The sequence below is a fragment of the Chitinivibrionales bacterium genome, assembly GCA_035516255.1.
Classification (GTDB): Bacteria; Fibrobacterota; Chitinivibrionia; order Chitinivibrionales; family FEN-1185; genus FEN-1185.
Window position 1 is genome coordinate 31,432 of record DATJAL010000036.1, and the last position, 19,072, is coordinate 50,503.

The 19,072-nt window shown below is 53.1% G+C and carries 17 protein-coding genes; 7 read left to right on the top strand and 10 right to left on the bottom strand.

Annotated features, from left to right (window positions below):
• Window positions 1–8: 8 nt before the first annotated feature.
• Both VLX68_11005 and VLX68_11010 read right to left on the bottom strand, forming a co-directional pair.
• Window positions 9–488 carry a hypothetical protein gene (locus VLX68_11005; protein ID HUI92764.1) on the bottom strand — a complete coding sequence of 160 codons (480 nt, stop codon included), beginning with the start codon at window positions 486–488 and terminating at the stop codon, window positions 9–11.
• A 33-nt stretch (window positions 489–521) separates the two neighbouring features.
• Window positions 522–2,066 (bottom strand): Ppx/GppA phosphatase family protein, encoded by a 1,545-nt coding sequence (locus VLX68_11010; GenBank protein ID HUI92765.1) that lies wholly within the window; start codon window positions 2,064–2,066, stop codon window positions 522–524.
• Window positions 2,067–2,556: 490 nt separating this feature from the next.
• On the opposite strand from VLX68_11010, the gene VLX68_11015 reads away from it, so the two are divergent.
• The gene (locus tag VLX68_11015) at window positions 2,557–2,982 is read left to right on the top strand and encodes a hypothetical protein (protein ID HUI92766.1); all 426 of its coding nucleotides are present in this window, start codon (window positions 2,557–2,559) and stop codon (window positions 2,980–2,982) included.
• A gap of 12 nt (window positions 2,983–2,994) precedes the next feature.
• Here the strand turns inward: VLX68_11015 and VLX68_11020 are convergent, their stop codons facing one another.
• From VLX68_11020 to recA, 3 genes are all read right to left on the bottom strand, one after another.
• Window positions 2,995–3,747 carry a geranylgeranylglyceryl/heptaprenylglyceryl phosphate synthase gene (locus VLX68_11020; GenBank protein HUI92767.1) on the bottom strand — a complete coding sequence of 251 codons (753 nt, stop codon included), beginning with the start codon at window positions 3,745–3,747 and terminating at the stop codon, window positions 2,995–2,997.
• Window positions 3,744–6,431: an alanine--tRNA ligase gene (alaS, locus tag VLX68_11025; GenBank protein ID HUI92768.1), complete on the bottom strand. Its 2,688-nt coding sequence runs from the start codon at window positions 6,429–6,431 to the stop codon at window positions 3,744–3,746. Before alaS ends, VLX68_11020 begins: the two co-directional genes overlap by 4 nt.
• A 432-nt stretch (window positions 6,432–6,863) precedes the next feature.
• Window positions 6,864–7,937, bottom strand: coding sequence for a recombinase RecA (gene recA / locus VLX68_11030; protein HUI92769.1), 1,074 nt, complete (start codon window positions 7,935–7,937; stop codon window positions 6,864–6,866).
• Window positions 7,938–8,417: 480 nt separating this feature from the next.
• On the opposite strand from recA, the gene VLX68_11035 reads away from it, so the two are divergent.
• Together VLX68_11035 and VLX68_11040 are read left to right on the top strand one after the other, a co-directional pair.
• Window positions 8,418–8,831, top strand: coding sequence for a hypothetical protein (locus VLX68_11035; GenBank protein HUI92770.1), 414 nt, complete (start codon window positions 8,418–8,420; stop codon window positions 8,829–8,831).
• Between the two features lie 133 nt (window positions 8,832–8,964).
• Window positions 8,965–10,098 carry a hypothetical protein gene (locus VLX68_11040; GenBank protein ID HUI92771.1) on the top strand — a complete coding sequence of 378 codons (1,134 nt, stop codon included), beginning with the start codon at window positions 8,965–8,967 and terminating at the stop codon, window positions 10,096–10,098.
• Between the two features lie 50 nt (window positions 10,099–10,148).
• Here VLX68_11040 and VLX68_11045 read toward each other — a convergent pair whose 3' ends face one another.
• The 3 genes from VLX68_11045 to VLX68_11055 form a co-directional block, all read right to left on the bottom strand.
• The gene (locus tag VLX68_11045) at window positions 10,149–10,706 is read right to left on the bottom strand and encodes an NUDIX domain-containing protein (GenBank protein ID HUI92772.1); all 558 of its coding nucleotides are present in this window, start codon (window positions 10,704–10,706) and stop codon (window positions 10,149–10,151) included.
• Between the two features lie 2 nt (window positions 10,707–10,708).
• Window positions 10,709–11,458: a hypothetical protein gene (locus VLX68_11050; GenBank protein HUI92773.1), complete on the bottom strand. Its 750-nt coding sequence runs from the start codon at window positions 11,456–11,458 to the stop codon at window positions 10,709–10,711.
• Between the two features lie 237 nt (window positions 11,459–11,695).
• Window positions 11,696–12,271 carry an adenylate kinase gene (locus VLX68_11055; GenBank protein ID HUI92774.1) on the bottom strand — a complete coding sequence of 192 codons (576 nt, stop codon included), beginning with the start codon at window positions 12,269–12,271 and terminating at the stop codon, window positions 11,696–11,698.
• A gap of 254 nt (window positions 12,272–12,525) precedes the next feature.
• On the opposite strand from VLX68_11055, the gene VLX68_11060 reads away from it, so the two are divergent.
• The 4 genes from VLX68_11060 to VLX68_11075 all read left to right on the top strand — a co-directional run bounded on the left by VLX68_11060 (window position 12,526) and on the right by VLX68_11075 (window position 16,384).
• Window positions 12,526–13,515: an aldo/keto reductase gene (locus VLX68_11060; protein HUI92775.1), complete on the top strand. Its 990-nt coding sequence runs from the start codon at window positions 12,526–12,528 to the stop codon at window positions 13,513–13,515.
• 75 nt (window positions 13,516–13,590) lie between these two features.
• A complete protein-coding gene (locus VLX68_11065; GenBank protein ID HUI92776.1) occupies window positions 13,591–14,130 on the top strand; it encodes a flavodoxin family protein in 540 nt (179 codons plus the stop codon).
• Window positions 14,131–14,269: 139 nt separating this feature from the next.
• Complete coding sequence (locus VLX68_11070; protein ID HUI92777.1) at window positions 14,270–15,448, top strand: carboxymuconolactone decarboxylase family protein; 1,179 nt, start codon at window positions 14,270–14,272, stop codon at window positions 15,446–15,448.
• Window positions 15,449–15,490: 42 nt separating this feature from the next.
• Complete coding sequence (locus VLX68_11075; protein HUI92778.1) at window positions 15,491–16,384, top strand: AraC family transcriptional regulator; 894 nt, start codon at window positions 15,491–15,493, stop codon at window positions 16,382–16,384.
• 765 nt (window positions 16,385–17,149) lie between these two features.
• Here VLX68_11075 and VLX68_11080 read toward each other — a convergent pair.
• Together VLX68_11080 and VLX68_11085 are read right to left on the bottom strand one after the other, a co-directional pair.
• Window positions 17,150–17,992: a hypothetical protein gene (locus VLX68_11080; GenBank protein HUI92779.1), complete on the bottom strand. Its 843-nt coding sequence runs from the start codon at window positions 17,990–17,992 to the stop codon at window positions 17,150–17,152.
• A complete protein-coding gene (locus VLX68_11085; GenBank protein ID HUI92780.1) occupies window positions 17,993–18,613 on the bottom strand; it encodes a hypothetical protein in 621 nt (206 codons plus the stop codon).
• Window positions 18,614–19,072 lie beyond the last annotated feature (459 nt).

A 19,072-nucleotide genomic window follows, 5' to 3' on the forward strand; every position in this document is an offset into this window, starting at 1 on the left:
ACGCTCTCTTATCTGCAAAATGATACGTTCACGGCATTGCTGCGCGCAAAGCCGATCAAGGTCTTGAATTTCGTGTTGTCCTGCTCCATCGAATTTTCATAATTGCATTCAATCTGGTATTTCGCGGTTGCTGAAATTTTGTATTGATCGGAAAAATTTATTTCCTGAATCATTTCAAACGATCCGGTCCCCTTTAACAGCTCGAATTGAGGATCAAAAGGGCCCTCGGGCGCCCGTTTGTTGTCCGCCTCCTCGACCATTTTCCCGTTTTCATGCCGCAGAAGAACGCGGATGTTCCAGGTATTTATCCAATAATCGTTCTTTGATTTGTTCACCAGCCGGATCTTGACGGTGTTTTTCCCGTCAATAACCAGGCAACTGTCGACCGCAATGGAAATTGAGGCGTTCTTCTCGACATTCACCGGATTGCTTGCCATTCCCATGAATAAAATTGCGGCGCACAGGGAAATTAATTTGACCTTATTCATTGATATTTTCCTCTGCGGTTGTTTCCGAGCTGATCACGAGGATTTATCGGGCTTTTTCTCAACCGCCACGCTCATGCCGTACACGTCTTCGAACATGTCTCCCTTGTTCTGCAGCGCGAGCTGCTCTAAGGTGAGGTCGTCCGCGTTGGGCACCGCGATCACGAACCGGTCCTTTTCCCGGCGGCACTCGATTCCCGCGATGCGCTGGCTGTGCGAGCGGTCGAGCGCGTCCGCGACCCGCAGGATGGCGGCCAACTTGGCGACGGCGAGCCTTCCCTCTCTGTCAAGGTCCGCGTATTCCCTGTGCTCCGGCTTGGGCGCTGCGCGGCGATGGTACCGCGCGATGAGCGCCACGAGAAGGATGTCGCGCCGCGAAAGCCCGAACAGCTCGCTGTTCTGGATAAGGTACATCGAATGCTTGTGGTGGCTCCGCGCCGAAATGAACACGCCTGCGTCGTGCAGAATTCCCGCCACCGAAAGCAGCAGGCCGTACCACGGGCCGAGCAGGTGCTCCTCCTTGAGGCTTGCAAAGAGCGCGGCCGAAAGCGACACCACATGACGTGCATGCGACTCCTCGACGCCGTATTTCTTCGCCACTTCCCACGCGGACCGTATGATCTGCCGGGCGAAATCGTCGCCCGATGGTTCCGCTTTGGCCATTTCCAGAAGGATGCCGTGCCGCATGGAGATGTCGGACACGACGAGGCTTTTGAGTGAAAACGCGCGGCCCAGCATGCAGTAAAAAAGCAGCGCGGGCGAGAGCGTCTCGGCGTCAGGGAACGGAATTTTGTATTTGCGCACGCAGTCGTTTACCGACAGCGACAGCGTTTCCTCGGTGAACTTTTCGAGCGCGCCAAGCAAAACGCGGGTCGGGACGAGCGGATTGTAATCCGGTATCAGCCGGTTCGCGGCGATGCGCATGTCGCCGCCGAGCGCGATCATGGTTTTTATGGCTGCCGGCGGGACGCTGTGCAGGATCTGGGCGATGGCGCGCCGTATTTCGTTTTCCATGAGCGTGCGCTGCCGGGCCAAAGGCGCGTGGAATTTCTCGAGCACCTCGCGCAGCCTGAGCGCGCCGGGCCGGAACGAGTGCGTGGCGACGATGTTGCCTTTTGCCATCAGGAGCATCTCGATGCTGCCGCCGCCCATTTCGCATATGACAATCTGGCCGCGGGACAGCATCGGGTCCCTTTTCAGCAGCGATCGCGCGGAGAGGTAGGTGAGTCGCGCCACGTCCATGTCATCGAGCGTCTCGATGCGGAGGCCGGTCGCGATATACACGCGGTCGATGAACGCGTCCCGGTTCTGCGCCTCGCGCACCGCCGTGGTCGCCACGGCGCGGACCCGGTCTTCGCGCGTGATGCCGTATTCAAGAAGCACCCTTCGGAAATTCTTGAGGCAGTGCACGCACTCCTCGATGGTTCCCCTTTCGATGTACCCCTTGGTGAACGTGTCTTTTCCCAGGCTCACCGCCTGCTGCAGGAATTCCAGCGGCCGCGCCGCGCCGTCCGGCTCTACAATGGCGACGGTCATGCGTATCGAGGTGGTGCCGATGTCAATGACGGCGATGGAAAACACGGATTCCTGTACAGGAGGCTTTTCATGCATAAGTATGAAATATAGTAAAGGATACGCAAAGGAAAGTTGTTAAACGTTGCGCTAACGGAATCCAAATACTTCCGGAAAAGAGGGAATTACGCGGCCGGAAAGCAAGGGTTTCTACTGAAAACCCGTAAAATATTTGATATATTAAGGATAAAAACATCGCGCAAAATCATCCAAAAGAGCAATGAGGCATCAAGAATATATAATGGCGGTCCTGAATGATAGGGAATTACAGCCTGTTTTCCTTTGCAGGCCGTTTTTGCGGGAAATGTATTTTGTGATGGGCGTCACATCGAAACATAAAAACGAACAGTATTTTTCATTACAATTGAAGGAGCCGGGATAATACGCCATTTTTTACTTTAACGACACTTGCAGAACCTCAAAATAATCCTGGTTCGAGGTCTTAGTAAAAATGAATGCAATGATTCGTCGGAAAGTATTTTTTCAATACGCACAATCTATGAAATACCTTTGCCTTGCCGTCAACCGTCTCGCCGGACTCCTTGTCCTGCTTTTCGCGCTCGCTGCCGGCGCGGTTGCCCAGGATTTGCGAACGCCAGTTTCCTCATGCGACACTGCAAACATTACACTGTCCTCGCGCGATTCCGTCGCGCACGACAGCACGCTGGTGTTAATGGTCCGCGTTATGAACAAAAGCAGGCGTGTCGCGGAGGCTGCGGTGAGCCTCATCGACAGCGCAAGCGGCGACACCATCGAAAATTGGTATCCTCTTATTCCGCCTCAAAGCTCGGACTCAACCGAGATATTCTGGAACACCAAGGGAGCGAAGGTGGGGAATCACACCTTGAAGGCCGTTTACAGCCTGCCTCAAGACAGTGTTCCGGCAATCGAGGAACGAAAACTTCAGGTGCGGGTAAAGCCCTGAACAATTTTTCCTTTAAATGTTTTTGATCGCGGCCGCGATTTCTTTCATCGCCGCAATCCCGCCTTTTGCCTGCAGCAGGTTGCCGGTCACGATGATGTCGGCGCCGGCCCTGATTTTCTCCTTCGCGGTCCTCGCGTCGCGGATGCCGCCGCCGACGATCACCGGGATGTCGACCACGGAGCTCACCAGCGAAATCATCTCGTCGGGCACGGGATGGAGCGCGCCACTGCCCGCCTCAAGATAGATAAGCTTCATTCCCATGTATTGCGCGGCGAGCGCATGGGCCGCCGCGATGGCTGGCTTGTTGCGGGGAAGGGGACGGGTGTTGCTCATGAATTCGACGGAGGTCACGGTTCCCGATTCCACGAGCATGTATGCCGTTGAAATAGGTTCTATGCCGAGCTGTTTTATGGTCGGCGCCGCTTTCACGTGCTCGCTGATCAGGTTCACCGGGTTGCGGCCGGAAATGAGCGAAAGGTACAGCAGCGCGTCGGCGTGACCCGAAAGCTGGGTCGCGTCGCCGGGAAAAAGAATCACCGGGATTTTCACGCCCTTTTTGACAGATGCGACAAACGCGTCGAAGCGGTTGGTGTGCAGCAGGCTGCCGCCGACGAGCAGGGCGTCGGCGCCCGCCGTCTGGGCGGCCTTCGCAATGGCCGCGCCGTCTTTGGGGGAAAAGTCGTCGGGGTCGAGAAGAACCCAGTACGCGGGGGCCTTCGCGGACGCTTTTTTCCGGATCGCCTCGAACACCGTGTTTGATTTCATACGTGCTGTCCCGCCTTCTTCTCCAAGATTTCCCTCACCGCAGCCAGCGCCTCGCCAAGTTTCTCCGGGTTTTTACCGCCGGCCTGGGCCCGCGTCGGGCTCCCGCCGCCGCTGCCGCCGGCTATCTGGGCCGCGGCCTTGACAAGCTCGCCGCAGTGGACGCCGCAGTCCTTGACCGCTTTCTGGCCTGCGGTGGCGAAAAAGAGAACGCGGCCTTCAATGGAAGCACCGAGTATGACGGCGAGGCCACCGAGGTTGCGGCTTTTAATTGCGTCGGAAATGGCGTCGCAGAGGGAGGAAAAGGTTTCCTTGTCCGTCGCACCGAGGTCTTTCATGGTCCAGGAGCAGATTGCCTTTTTCGCCTGCGCCTCGGCGATGATTGCGTCCGCCCGGCCTTTCACCTGTCCTTGGGAAAGCCCCGCCATTTTCTGTTCAAGTTCCTTGATGCGCCCGCCGAGCCCTTCCACCCTGTTGACAAGCGCGTCTTCGTTCACCTTAAGCATGCGGCACAGTTCGGAGACGGTCGATTCCTTCAACGAAAGGTATTTCACGGAATTCATTCCCGTGATTGCCTCGATGCGGCGCACGCCGGCCGCGATACTCATTTCGGCCGTGATGTGGAACAGCCCTATGGTTCCGGTCGAAGAAACATGCGTGCCGCCGCACAATTCCTTGCTGACGCCGCCCATGCTCACCACGCGCACGGTTTCCCCGTATTTTTCGCCGAACAGCGCCATAGCGCCTTCCTTTTTCGCCTCGTCGGTTGATTTCACCGCCGTGGCCACGGGAAAATCGGCAAGCACCCACTCGTTCACCATGTCCTCCACCTTGCGGAGCTCGTCAGGAGTTAATGCTTTATGGTGGGTAAAGTCGAACCGCAAAGATTCCGGCGCTACCCGCGAGCCCGACTGTTGCACATGCGTGCCGAGCACCTTCCGCAGCGCGGCCTGTAGCAGGTGTGTGGCGCTGTGGTTGCGCCTCGTATGGCGTCTGTCGGTGGAAAGGATCTCGGCCCGCACCGGTTCTTTCAACTCATCCGCACCAAAGGACTCGCCAGAGGCCGCGATGTGCACGGTCATGTCGTTCCACTTGATGGTGTCTGAAACGCGGAGGACCGTGCCTCTGGCCGTGGTCAGCACGCCGGCGTCGCCCACCTGTCCGCCCGATTCGGCGTAAAACGGGGTTTTGTCGAGGATGAGAAGGCATTCGCGAATGCGCGGCCCGTCCGATACCGTGATTTTGTAGCGGCACACATTGCACTGCGCCGTATCGCTTTCGTATCCCACGAATTGCGTTCCCTGCACCTGGCGCAGGGTCACCCAGCCTTCGGCGGTGAGCCCCGATTCGTCGCCTTTCTTGGCAGCATCACGTGCGCGCTCGCGCTGCTTGCCCATTTCTTTTTCAAAGCCTTTTTCGTCGACGGCGTAGCCTTTTTCCTCGGCCATGAGCCGCGTGAGGTCCATGGGAAAACCGTAGGTGTCGTACAGCATGAACACGTCGCCGCCGGGGACGGTTTTCGCTTTTGATTTGTCAAGCCCCGCCAGGATCTGCCCGAACTTTTCGATGCCCTGCTCGAGCGTGGCGCCGAAACGCTCCTCTTCCGAGCGGATGACGTCGGAAACGTAGCCGGTGCGTTGCTTGATTTCGGGGAATGCGTCGCCCATCATGTTCACCACGACCGGAACGAGCGAGAACAGAAACGGTTCATGAAACCGGAGTTCGCGTCCGAAGCGGCTGGCGCGCCGCAGCAGCCGGCGCAGCACGTAGCCGCGGCCCTCGTTCGACGGCACGCCGCCGTCGGTTATGGCGAACACCAGCGCGCGGATGTGGTCTGCGATGACGCGGAACGGCGTGCCGGACGCGTCGGCGGAATACGGCTTGCCGCTCTTTTTCGCGAGCTCGGCGATGATGGGCAAGAAGAGGTCGGTGCCGTAGTTGGAGGTGGTGTTCTGGAGAATCGAAACCACCCGTTCGAGGCCCATGCCCGTGTCGACATGCTTGCTCGGCAGTTCGGAAAGCTTTCCGTCCTTGCCGCGGTTGTATTGGATGAACACGAGGTTCCAGATTTCGCGGAACCTGTCGTTGGCGCCGTTGACGCCCCTTACGGGATCGTTGAACACCTGCTTGCGGTCCTTTGCGTCGCCGATGTCGTAATGGATTTCCGAGCACGGGCCGCACGGCCCGGTATCGCCCATTTCCCAGAAGTTGGATTTTTCGCCGAAACGCATGATGCGCCAGTGCTCGATGTCGGTTTCGGATTTCCACAGTTTTTCCGCCTCGTCGTCGGACTCAAACACCGTGACGAACAGCCGGTCCTTATGCAGTTTCCATACTTCGGTGAGCAGCTCCCACGCCCAGGAAATCGCCTCTTTCTTGTAATAGTTGCCGAACGACCAGTTGCCGAGCATTTCGAAAAATGTGTGATGGTAATGGTCGCGTCCCACTTCCTCGAGGTCGTTGTGCTTTCCGGACACACGCATGCATTTCTGCGAGTTTGCCACGCGCGTGTAGCCCTGCCGGTTCTCGCCGAGGAATATCGCCTTGAACTGGTTCATTCCCGCGTTGGTGAATAATAAAGTAGGATCGTCCTGCGGGATGACCGGTGCACTAGGAACGAATAAGTGGCCTTTACTTTTGAAAAAGTCTATGAATTCCTGCCGTATTTGATTCCCTGATTTGGTCATGGCTGTTGTAATTTCCTTTTTTATCGATTTAGAATGAGCGTTACCCGCTTCGCGGGGTCGGCCCTCCCTCCGGTCTCGCCTTCGGCTCGGGCCGCCACGGCCGTATGCCGCTCCGCGGCGGGTCCGGGCGGCACCGCTCTCCGGCGCGGCCTCCGGTCGTTCCTAACGCGGCGGCGAATGTCTAATTAGTCAACATACTTTTGCGGCGCCTAACGACCACTTTATTACATCCTCAAAAGGATACCATAATCAACTGCCGCTCGCGGGTGCGCCCAGCGAATGTATGGAGCTTGCAGATGCCGGTACCGGCCGCACCCAGGAGAGGGGGGTGCCGAGGACCCCGCAGCCCCGCTTGGGGCGAGGAGGCCGAGGCCGGGGGAGACGACCCTTGGAAGTACCCGAAGGGGTATACTTCTCCCCCGAAATGATTTATTATTTTTCTTCTTTCTCTTCCTTTTTTTCTCCTTCATCTCCCGCCGGCTTTTTCCCCAGTGTTTTTAACTTTTCCCGCAGCTCCTTTTCGATCTTCGCCATGATGTCTTTATTTTCCTCGAGAAAATCACGCGACTTGTCGCGTCCTTGTCCCAGCCGCTCGCCGTTGTACGAGAGCCAGGTGCCGCTTTTCTCGATGATGTTGTTCGCGGTGGCGAGGTCGATGACGTCGCCGGCGAAAGAGATTCCCTTTCCGTAAAGGATGTCGAACTCGGCGTCCCTGAACGGCGGGGCCACCTTGTTCTTCACCACCCGCACCTTGGTGCGGTTGCCAATCACGTTGTCGCCGTCCTTTATGGCGGCGATGCGGCGGATGTCGAGGCGCAGCGACGAATAAAACTTGAGCGCGTTGCCGCCGGTGGTGGTTTCCGGGTTGCCGAACATGACGCCGATTTTCATGCGCAGCTGGTTGATGAAAATGAGGCAGGTCTTGGATTTCGAGAGGATGGCGGTGAGCTTGCGCAGCGCCTGCGACATGAGCCGCGCCTGGAGGCCCATGTGCGAGTCGCCCATGTCGCCCTCGATTTCGGCCGCGGGCACGAGCGCGGCCACACTGTCGACCACGATGATGTCAACCGCGCCGCTCCTGATGAGCGTGTCCGCGATTTCGAGCGCTTGCTCGCCGGTGTCGGGCTGCGACACGAGCAGGTTGTCGATGTCGACGCCCAGGTTTTTCGCGTACAACGCGTCGAAGGCGTATTCGGCATCGATAAGCACGGCGATGCCGCCCGCCTTTTGCACATTCGCGATCGCGTGCAGGGCGAGTGTGGTTTTTCCCGACGATTCCGGCCCGAAGATTTCCACGATGCGTCCCTTGGGAAGGCCGCCCACGCCGAGCGCCATGTCGAGCGAGATGGATCCGGTGGGGATCACCGGGACGTCGATTTCGAGTGTTGCCGAGCCCAGGCGCATGATGGCGCCCTTGCCGTGCTGCTTTTCGATCTGGTCCACGGCGTGCTCAACCGCCGCGACCTTGTTTTTAAATTCCTGGTCTGTTTCGGTTTTTTTTGCCATACGGTCTCCTGGTTATGAAAAAATGGCGCTGCAGCGCCTGCGCGGCAGCGATGTGGCCGAAGATACAGTAAGTGAAAATACGAAATCGCACCGCCGGCGGAAAAAAGATTTGTTAATAATTTTGGCGGCAGCCTGAAAAGTTAGTTGACAAAAAGATATTATATTTTCAAAACGACTGCGCTCCTACAGTCACGGAAGATAGATCATGGTTTTTAAAACCCGTATAATATAGTAGAAATGGGGGTGAGACACCACAACAACTGGAAGAATATCCCAACCGCCATAAAATCAATAAGATACTATTAATATGCTTGTTTCATTTCCGGCGGTTGAGGTTGCACCACCACAGGGGAAATTTTTTATGATGTTTTTCGATTTGCATAACAATATACCAATCAATCAAATAACCTTTTTGGCTTATGCTTTGATGTTTTTGTAAGGGGAAAGTGGAATAAGGTATATTTTTAAAAGGCGGTTTTTATGAAAATACGCGGGATTTTTATTGCGGCATTGATCGTGGCATGCGGCATTACCGCTGGTAATGCCCAGACGCCGGCAGAACCCGGCACATGCCAGAGCGGGTTTGCTGATTCGAAAACGGTCATTCAGACAAATTACAACGAAATGTACCAGGCACTGCCGCAGGACCTCAAGGACCGGATACTCGGCGCTGCAATAACCATTGAGAATTTAAGAATGAAGACCCCTGCGGATTTGCAGAATTATGTCACCACGGAGCGCGCTAAGGCAGAAGATTTCATAAAAACCACCATATCCCAGATGGCGGTTTCGGACATGCTCAAGGCCCAGGTCGATGACGCACGCAAGGATGTGAACGTGCAGATAAACGACAGAATGAATGAGCTGAAAGCAAGAAGGGCCGCGCACCGATAGGACGGAGAGAAAAACGCGACGTATTCAATACTGCAAAAAAGAGTGAGATATTGACAGCAGGGGAGCGTTTTCCCCTGTTGTTTTTCAGCACGATCCTGCCGCTTCAAGCAAGACAATGGGGAAGGAAAAAACCGTGAGGATGAACATTCGCGCCATTGCCTTGGTCCTGTGCGTCATATCCTTCGGCACCATCTGTCCCGCGGATACGCTTTCGGTTTCCGGGGTGGTTACCTGGGAGGGCAGTTTTGTGGTGATCAGAAACGCCCTTGTCGTCGTCACCATGGGCAGCGCGGCCGGCATTGACAAAATAGATTCGGTGCGCACCGATGCGCTGGGCGGATACAGCATCGTCACCACATCGGTTTCGCCGACCGTCCAGATTTCCGTCACGGCCGCCGGTTTTCAGCCCGCGGAAAATAGTATTGCAGTGGCGGAACCGGACAACGGCGTCACGGATAGGGTTACCGAGAATTTCGCCCTGCGGCCCGCGAGCGCCGGCGATACCGCCAGGATAACCGGGGTCGTTGCGGACGCCGGAACGCGTCTCCCGCTTTCCGGCGCGTCAATCATCGCCCGGGGATATGCGGGGGTGGGCGGTGCCGCCGTCAACGATACGGTACAAAGCGGCGCGACCGGGGAATTTTTCATGCTGCAGCCCGACAAAAACCGGTATTATCCCTCGCTTCTTGTCGAGAAAGACGGATACCGCTCCCTGCTGTGGCCGCTTCCCACCGGTTATACCACCATCCGTCTCGATACGCTGTTTCTTGTCAAACTCACCGCGAGCGACAGCATAACCTATTCGGTGAGCGGATCGGTGGTCGACACGCTCGGAACGGGGATTCGCGGCGCGACCGTGATCGTGCGGGTAAGCAACGGACAAAACCTGCTCTTCACGGTGAGAGATACGACGACGCAGTGGGGCGGATATTACTCCGTGCAGAGCAGGCAGCCCTACACGCCGGGCGCGATCACCGTCGAACTGCTCGTTGATAAACCGGGATACTTTTCCAAGGACACGACCCAAACCCTGCCGTCCTCTACGCCGGATGCGCTGATCAACGTGACATTGTGGCCCACCGCTGCGTCCGTACTGCCGCAGGCCCGGATGGTGCGACGCGAAACTGCGCTGCCCCCCGCCTGTTACACGGTTGACGGCCGGTATTTGGGCACCTATTCGCTTCTTAGTAATCGAGATTTTATCAACAAAGTTATTGTGATCAGGAAAAATGGTGTTTCTGCGCGGACGTCCGTGCAGTTGCGGTAGCGATACTCCCTCTTTGCCGGGAATGGTGTTTGTCAAGGCCGGAATAATCTTTAGGTTTTCCGGCCTTGTTCTTTGGCCGACAGAAAATCATAAAGCCTGCGGTATTCCTCGGGATGCGGGGAGAAATCAGGGCCGGGCGATGCGGCTATCCGGCGAAGGACGTTTATGGGAAAATACCGCACGCCTGTGACCTCGCTGCGCTGCAGGGAAAGCCCGGAAACAGGGATGCCTTGGCGCAAGAGAAATACGTCGCTTATTTCATTGTCGATGAACTTCCCCTCGTGCTGCACCGATGAAGTTGCAATGGTGAACAGAAGGCGAAGCTCTTGAGCTGCGGCGCGGATCCCGAGCTCCTCACATAATTCTTTTTCCGCGGTTCTGATCGGAGAATCCCCGGACGAGACATGCCCGGCGCTTGACACGTCCCATGTCCCGGGAAACGATTCTCTGTTTAGGGAGCGCTTCTGAAAAAGCAGTTCGCTTTTTTTATTGACAATCCAGACATGCACGGTACGGTGCCGGTCGCCGTCGCGATGGACCGCGTCCCGCGGCTTTGCCCTGCCGAGAGGGGTTCCCGAGGGATCAACAACGTCGAGGAGTTCCGGCATGGCTATTGGCAGGGCCTGTTCGACATGACGATGCAGACCGGAGCGTCGCCGGCGCCGGCATACGGCAGGCCGATTGACGCCGCGGGATACCGCACATTGTTGAGGAGGATGGTGCTGTCCTTGACATCGGAAATGGACTCGACCTTTTCCATGCCCAGTACGGTGGTTCCCTGCTTTACCAGGATAGAATAGCCGGGCCAGCAGGAGAGCCTGGCAAGGAAGTCTTTTCCCACGGCCATGCCGCCGCACACGTAGAACACCGCGTTGAGGATCTTGAACGGCGACTTGGACTGGAGCGTGAGCACGGTTTCACCCTTGACATTGTCCATGACGAACGCGGGTTTGTCGCCGAGCAGGCTGCCAGACGTGAACATGGATCCCGCGTTTGCCGGAAAATGGCCGCAGGAAAGAATCACATACTGGGAATCGGTGATGGAAAGGATGGAAAGCCCCATGGGCGCAAGGTAGCGCTGTGCGATCTCGGTGACTTCCGGCGCCGATTTGTCTTTTTCAACAAGGAGCTTCATGGAAAATTCCCTGTCTCCCGCGACCACCGCCGCGAATGCCGCGATTTGCTGCGCGAGGCAATCCTCCTGGGAGTTTATCTGCCGCTCGACCGATTGTTTTACAAAGGCAAGTTCCCTGTAGGCGGCCTCGGTCTGCTGCTTCTTTGATTGGCACAAGCAAAGAAGCAATGCGCCTATAAGGATTGGCAGGGCGGGAAAATTGCCGGCTGACTTTCGAAGGATCATATGAAAATTTCCTTTTAGATATGAACCGCGACTATCCACCAAGAGTAAAGGCTTACAGTTGAGAGTTGGCGACACGGCTATTATAAAAACAGATGACGTTTAAATGTGTCATTCCCCGGAAACGGGAAAACGACTATGCATACATGACTAATGGAGTTTGGGTTCCTACCAATCCATGTTGATTTGAGCACCGGACTGCCGCGTACGCGGGAGTGACATATGCTATCAAATTCATTTCTAATGAATAAAAATCTTCTTTATCCTTCCAAACACATCGTCTATCGAGCCCACACCGTCTATGTCCTTCACAATTCCTTGGGGCCGGTAATATTTGATACACGGCTCGCTTTGGCTCTTGTAGGTGTCGATGCGGTTCTGTATCACGTTGGGGTCTGCATCGTCGGCCCTGCCCTCGATGGCGGCGCGTTTGAGCAGCCGCGAGCGGATTTCTTCGTCCGCAACGGCAATATTGATTACAGAGTCAAGCTTTGTGCCGAGTTCCTTTAGGATTTTATCGAGCGCCTGCGCCTGCGGCACGCTGCGCGGAAAGCCGTCGAGCAGAAATCCCGCCTTCATATCTTTCTGGCCGAGCCTGTCTTTCACCATGGCGATGGTCACCTCGTCCGGGACTAGCTTGCCCTTGTCGGAATAGCTCTTGGCGGTTATGCCCAGTTCGGTGTTGTTCTTGATGTGAAAGCGGAACATGTCGCCGGTTGACACATGCGGAAGGGAGAGCAGCTCGACCAGTCTTTTCGCCTGCGTGCCTTTTCCCGCGCCCGGAGGGCCGAAGAGGACGATGTTGTTGTTAGACATAAAATATGCCTTTCTGTTGAATGTCCAGGGAGTGCGTAAGATTTGTAAAATAGTACAGGGGAAGCCATGGCTCAACAACTAGACTACGTCTTTCGTGCATCGTTTCCCATCGGCCTGATATCGTTGTATGGGCAACATCATTCGGCAAAATGTATAAACAATACCGCCTTCCGTATATGGTTGGCATATAAGGTGCTGCTTATATTAGTACCGTAAGCTTTCGGTAACAACGTGGTCAACTAAGGAGGAACAATATGCAGAAACGTAAACTTGGTATGAGTAATCTGGAAGTATCAGCTATTGGACTTGGATGCATGGGAATGAGCTTTGCCTACGGTCCCGCACCCGATAAGAAGGAAATGATCTCCCTGATCAGGAAGGCGGTCGAACGAGGGGTAACATTCTTCGATACTGCGGAGGCTTATGGCCCTTATGTCAACGAAGAGCTTGTAGGTGAAGCACTGTCTCCCTTCCGTGGGCAAGTCGTGATAGCCACAAAGTTCGGGTTCAAGTTCGGCCCAAATGGCCAGCAGCTGGGGCAGGATAGCCGGCCCGACCACATTAAGCAGGTTGCCGAAGCGTCGCTGAAACGACTCCGGGTGGACGCTATAGATCTCTTTTATCAACATCGCGTTGACACCAGCGTGCCGATTGAAGACGTTGCCGGGACGATAAAGCAGTTAATTCAGGACGGCAAGGTAAAACATTTCGGACTTTCCGAGGCGGGAGCCAAAACTGTCCGGCGTGCCAACGCAGTTCAACCCGTGACTGCCGTACAAAGCGAATATTCGCTGTGGTGGAGACGCCCCGAGGAAGAATTGCTGCCGGTTTTGGAAGAACTAGGGATCGGATTCGTTCCTTTTAGTCCCTTGGGTAAAGGTTTCCTTACCGGAAAGATCAACGAAAGTACAACCTTCGATAAGACCGACTTCAGGAATATCGTCCCTCGTTTTACTTCGGAGAACCGAAAGGCAAATCAAACTCTTGTCGATTTGCTTACCAAGATTTCAATCAAGAAAAAAGCAACCCCCGCGCAGGCTGCGCTTGCCTGGCTACTCGCGCAAAAACCGTGGATAGTTCCTATCCCGGGAACGACCAAACTGCATCGTCTCGAAGAGAACCTTGGATCAGCGACTATCGAATTGACCGCTGACGATCTCCACGAGATTGAGGACGCAGCTTCAAAAATAAAGGTTCAGGGCGCCAGGTATCCGGAAGAGCTGGAACGGAGGACAGGGCTTTAAGCCAAATAAACCATGCGGGAATCGTCCAGTGAAAAGCGTTTCATCAGAAAAAAATCATGCGAGGAAAATGAGCTTATGAGCAAGAAGGTTTTGATTTTATCTTCGAGTCCAAGGAGAGGCGGAAATTCCGACCTGCTGTGTGATCAATTTGCAAAAGGAGCGCAGAAAGCCGAGCATCATGCCGAAAAACTCTTCCTAAAGGACAAGAAAATCAATTACTGCACAGGATGCGGAACGTGTCTCAATGGAAAAAAGCCGTGCCCGCAAAAAGACGATATGGCGGGTATTCTGGAAAAGATGATCTCGGCTGATGTAATTGTCATGGCAACCCCTGTTTACTTTTACACAATGTGCGGGCAAATGAAAACGTTTATAGACCGATGCTGCTCGCGCTATACCGAGATCAAGGACAAGGAATTCTATTTTATCGTGACGGCAGCTGACGATAGCAAACCGGCAATGGAAAGAACAATCGAAGGATTTAGGGCATTCATGTCGTGTCTTGACAGACCACAGGAAAAAGGCATCATTTTCGGTACGGGTGCCTGGAATATTGGAGATATAAAGGAAAGTGATGCTATGAATGAAGCATTTGAAATGGGTAACAAAATATAGCGCACTCTTCATCATGTTCCGGCAGGATCAGCGCAGGAGGCGGGGGTATTCGTTGCCATGCCTTGAGTAAAATCAAAATAGTATACGTGGCTATCCGGAAGAATTGGAATAAGGAAAAGGTTATGGAGAAAGGACTTTTATGAATGCATTAGAAAATCAAAATGCAATTTTCCCCAAGGGTGAAAAAACATCATCAAACTACTTTACCGGTACTGCATGGTTGAATATCCTGGTACCGCAAGACGAAACCGGAAATTATGCGATCGGTAACGTTGTATTTGAGCCGGGCTGCAGAAACAACTGGCATAAACATCCGGCAGGACAAATCCTGCTCGTTACCGACGGCAAAGGCTTTTATCAGGAAAAAGGCAAACCAGCAAGGTTGATTACAAAAGGCGATACGGTAGTTATTCCGTCCCATACAGAACACTGGCATGGCGCTGCCAGCGACAGCAGCTTGACCCATATTGCAATTACCAATAATTCGAAGCAAGGAGCTGTGGAATGGTTGTTGCCGGTAACCGATGAGGAATATTACGGCTGTCAACAGCCGTATCGGAAATCCAACAAACTGAATTTGACCGCTGCTGCAATCAGAAACCATCAGGAGCTTTTCTCAAACCATCAGTCGGCCTTGAAGATAACCGACCCGGAACTGATAGAGGCATTCGACAATTTTGCCTTTGATGAAGTGCTCCATTATGGGAATCTCGACACAAGAACACGATTGATGATGATTTTGGGATCAACGATTGCGAGTCAAGCTTTGGGTGAATATAAAGTGATGCTTGGCGGTGCACTCAACATAGGAGTGACGCCGGTTGAAGCGAAAGAGATATTATATCAAGCTGTACCCTATGTCGGCATGGCAAAAGTGTTTGATTTCATCCATGCCACCAATGAGATTTTGGCAAATAGAGGCGTTCAATTGCCCTTGGAAGGGCAATCCACTACTTCATCCGAGGCACGATATGAAAATGGGTTGGCATTGCAAAAGTCGATATTTGGAGAAATGATTGATAAGTTGTACAAAGATTCTCCCTCAGATCAAATTCACATTCAAAGACTCCTTTCCGCGAATTGCTTCGGGGATTATTTGACCCGAAAAGGTTTGAGCGTGAAAATCCGGGAACTGCTTACCTTTTCAATGCTCTTGTCCCTGGGCGGGTGCGAACATCAGGTAACGGCACACATTCAAGGAAATTTGAATGTTGGAAATGACAAAGGGGTATTGCTTGCCGCTGTGACACAATTGATCCCTTTCATAGGTTATCCCAGGGCATTGAACGCATTGCGTTGTCTGAATGAAGTGAATTAAGGATTTTTTGGATAACAGGGGAAAGGAACCTATTTTAAAAATATGATGCATTTCAAAACCATAAGCGAACTAGACAAGGCCGAGGGTTTCCCGCCGCCGGAGAATCCGTTGTTCAGTCTCAACCTTCTTACCAAATCGAGCCGATTCAAGAAGGACTTGGAATTTACCTGTGATTGTTACATCATCTGCTTCAAGAAAGTGAAATCCGGAGAACTTTTGTACGGCAAGACAAAATATGACCACAACACTGGCCTCATGTTCTTTGCAAAACCGTCACAGGTTTTTATTACGCGTGGCCTCCAACTGAAGGAAAAGGGATTTGCTATTCATTGTCATCAGGATTTCTTGATGGGGCATCCTCTTTTTGCGGAAATCAAGAAATACAGCTTCTTTGACTATGAAACGCATGAAGCGCTTCACCTATCGCCAAGGGAAAAAGAAATCATGTGGTCGTTGTATTACAAGATGGAAACGGAGTACCACAACAATCCGGATGAATTTAGTAAAGCCATCATCCTCTCGCATCTGGATTCAATCTTGAAATATGCCCAACGCTTTTATAAAAGGCAATTCATCGACCGGAAACCGCTATCCGGCGTTACCGTTTCAAGGTTCAACGAACACCTTGAGGCCTATTTTGAAAATGGTCGAGCAGAGGGAAAGGGATTGCCTACCGTAAACCACATGGCTACACAGCTGGCCTTGTCCCCAAAATACCTGAGCGACTTGTTGAAGCAGGAAACCGGAAAGACCGCGTTGGAGTTGATTCATCTATTTGTGATCTCCGAAGCCAAAAACATGCTTGTCGGTGGCGAGCAGAACGTATCAGAAATCGCATATCAACTCGGCTTTGAAAATCCGCCTTACTTTTCTCGGCTTTTTAAGAAGGAAGTTGGCATAAGTCCAAAGGAATTTAAAAAGTCCCTTCTTAATTAGAGATCACCTCTTTTTGGTCCTTTTCTTAAAAAAATCCATAGATTGCCAAATGAAACACAACATCACGATATTTTTTCCCGCCATGATGGTATGCCTTTCTGTGAGGGTGAGCAATGGAGAGAGGTAAAATACTAAAGGGATGAAAGTTACTTCAAATGCTATAATATTTGGTGGGGGCACCGCTTCGCGTTTCCCCCTGGCCCCCGGCTTCCGTCGCGATGCGCCGGTGATCCGGGGGCACACCCCCTCCTGCGAAGGTGCGCGCGAGGTCGCTCGCATTACGCTCGCGAGGCGTCGCACCTTCGCAACGCATCCTCTGCGGAATGCCGCTGCGCGGCGATGAAAATTGATTTTTTAATTTCATTCATTAGTCTTGGAATGAATCAATGCAAGAGAGGAGAGATAAAGTAAAAAAGATACAAGATAAAATCATGGCGCCTGCCGCCTTGAAAGGCGGCACCGGCCCTCCTTCCGGTCCACCCCTTCGGGTGCTTCTCCTTCGTCAGGGATTTCCAAGGGTCACAAGGGTCGTCGGCCTTCAGCCTCGGGCTGCCACGGCGGCTATGCCGCTACGCGGCGGCGTCCGGGCAGCACCGCGCTCCAGCGCGGCCTCCAGTCGTTCCTGGCGCTGGTATTAAGGCGGACTCCCTGGTTGATTTTTTCAAGAAAGAAAATAGGGATTGGTTTGTGGGAAAGCGGGAAATCAGTCAATTTGTATTTTTCCCCTTCTCCACCTGTAGAGGGGAGGCCGGGGTGAGGCGGCGGCTATTTTATCGCTCTCACTACAACAACGCCGTTTGAGATTGAAAATTTCCGCAGGTCCATTACCTTTTGGTTTGCCGCTGAAACACGGCCCAGCATTTTCCCGGCAAGGTCGTATACTGCAATGACTGCGTTCTTCCCTTGTAAATAAGCAGGAACGGAAAATTTGCCTGTTGCTACTTTGAAAACCATTGGGCTAGCACCAATGGTAGATTGCTTACGGCCGGAAACGGGTTGTGAGAGAGTTGTTCCGCCGAGATGAAAGGTGTCGAGGCCGGATGTATGGAGATCTGTGGTTCCAGAATTATTGTATGCCCACAGAAACACCATCTGGATTTGATGCTGTGAGCTGTCTACGACAATGAATTTAAGAATCTTGATCTTTGCGTAAAATGGTCTGTTCCAGACTGGACGAGGATCGGTGGCGGTCTTGAGAAGGTAGACGTTGCCGATGCATTTGGAAAGCGAGTCGGGGGCGATTTTAAAGAACATGTACGCCAAACCTAGACCAAGGTCGTATTTCATAAGGCTGTCCGGAGGGGCGGTTTTGATGCTGTCAAGGTTGAGTTTGCCGAGGTCCGCGGCAAGCCCTCCAGGGACGCCCGCAGTATAAGCATTGTATGCGCCCATGTAATCCAACCCAAAATGCCTGACACAACCATTATCTGAAGTTGCTGAAGTGCAAGGTCGTTCCAAAACAAAATCCATTCCATTGTGTTGGGCATCGTCTATCAAGGTATCTACTCCAGTAAATATCAATCCGCTCTCCTCTTTTCCAAAACTCAAAGAATGAAGAATTAAGAAAAGGCAACACAAATTGCTGAACAAATACCTCTTGAGAACCATTTATTCTCCTACTTTTTGAACTTTAATGTTTTGTACCTTGATTCCCGAAGTGTTCGTGTTGTAGCCCAAAGAGGAACCGTCATAATTGACAATAATCCCACAATATCCCTCGCTTTTACGAGTGCCCAATACGTCAACAGGATAACTCGATGGATACCCAGGCCTTGCACCACTTGCAGGCCAAATTACACCCTCAATGCTGGTTTCGCCGTCAACTATTGTGTCCTGGAGATTGCTGGTCTTGACCCTCACGCTGAAATTCATCGTGTCATTCCCACCCTCAAACAACACATCCGAAACCAGAACCATCACCGAATCCACCTCCATCCCATATCTTTCAAAATGGCTCACCAAATAAAACTTATTCGCATTAGTGCTCGTATCATTCGCCTTTCCATTCACTCTTAACGAATAATAATTCTTCGCGTCCTTTGCATAGAAAACTACCCCAACGCCAGCGCTGTCATACACATCACCTGCCGGCTTGATGATCGTCCCGCTGAACTCGTAGTTTCTCCAATCCAGATTTGTCTGCGGGGCTATAAGACAGGTGACCGGATATTCCGTGCCTGGTTTATGCCGATACATAAGCGAAGTATCGGCTTGGAATAAATAAAACATATAAAAATATCAAGCTGAAAAATAGGCGGGCCTGCTCTACCCCAAATAATACCCAATAATTTCCCTTTTTGCAATCAAAATCTTCCTTATTTCCCTTAAACCACGTTTAGTAAGAACAAACAGGAGTATTTGCGTTAGGGGCGACCGCAGGCCGTCGCTAAAGCGCGGTGCTGCCCGGACCCCGCCGCGTTTCGCGGCATCGGGCCGTGGCAGCCCGAGCCGAAGGCGAGACCGGAGAGAGAACCGACCCCCGCGTGCAGGGGCGGTTCGCGAACCGCCCCTGCACGCGGGGGGAACGCCCACTTCTTTAATCTTATTAGAGGTTCCCCCGATTTTGTGGACACACAACCATTCCTGTATTTTACAGGAGAAGGAGTGTGTCTTATGGCAAATCGGTCGTATTCGGATGAGTTCAAGAAGGAAGCCATTCGTCTGGTGTTAGAAGAGGGCCGCACTCGT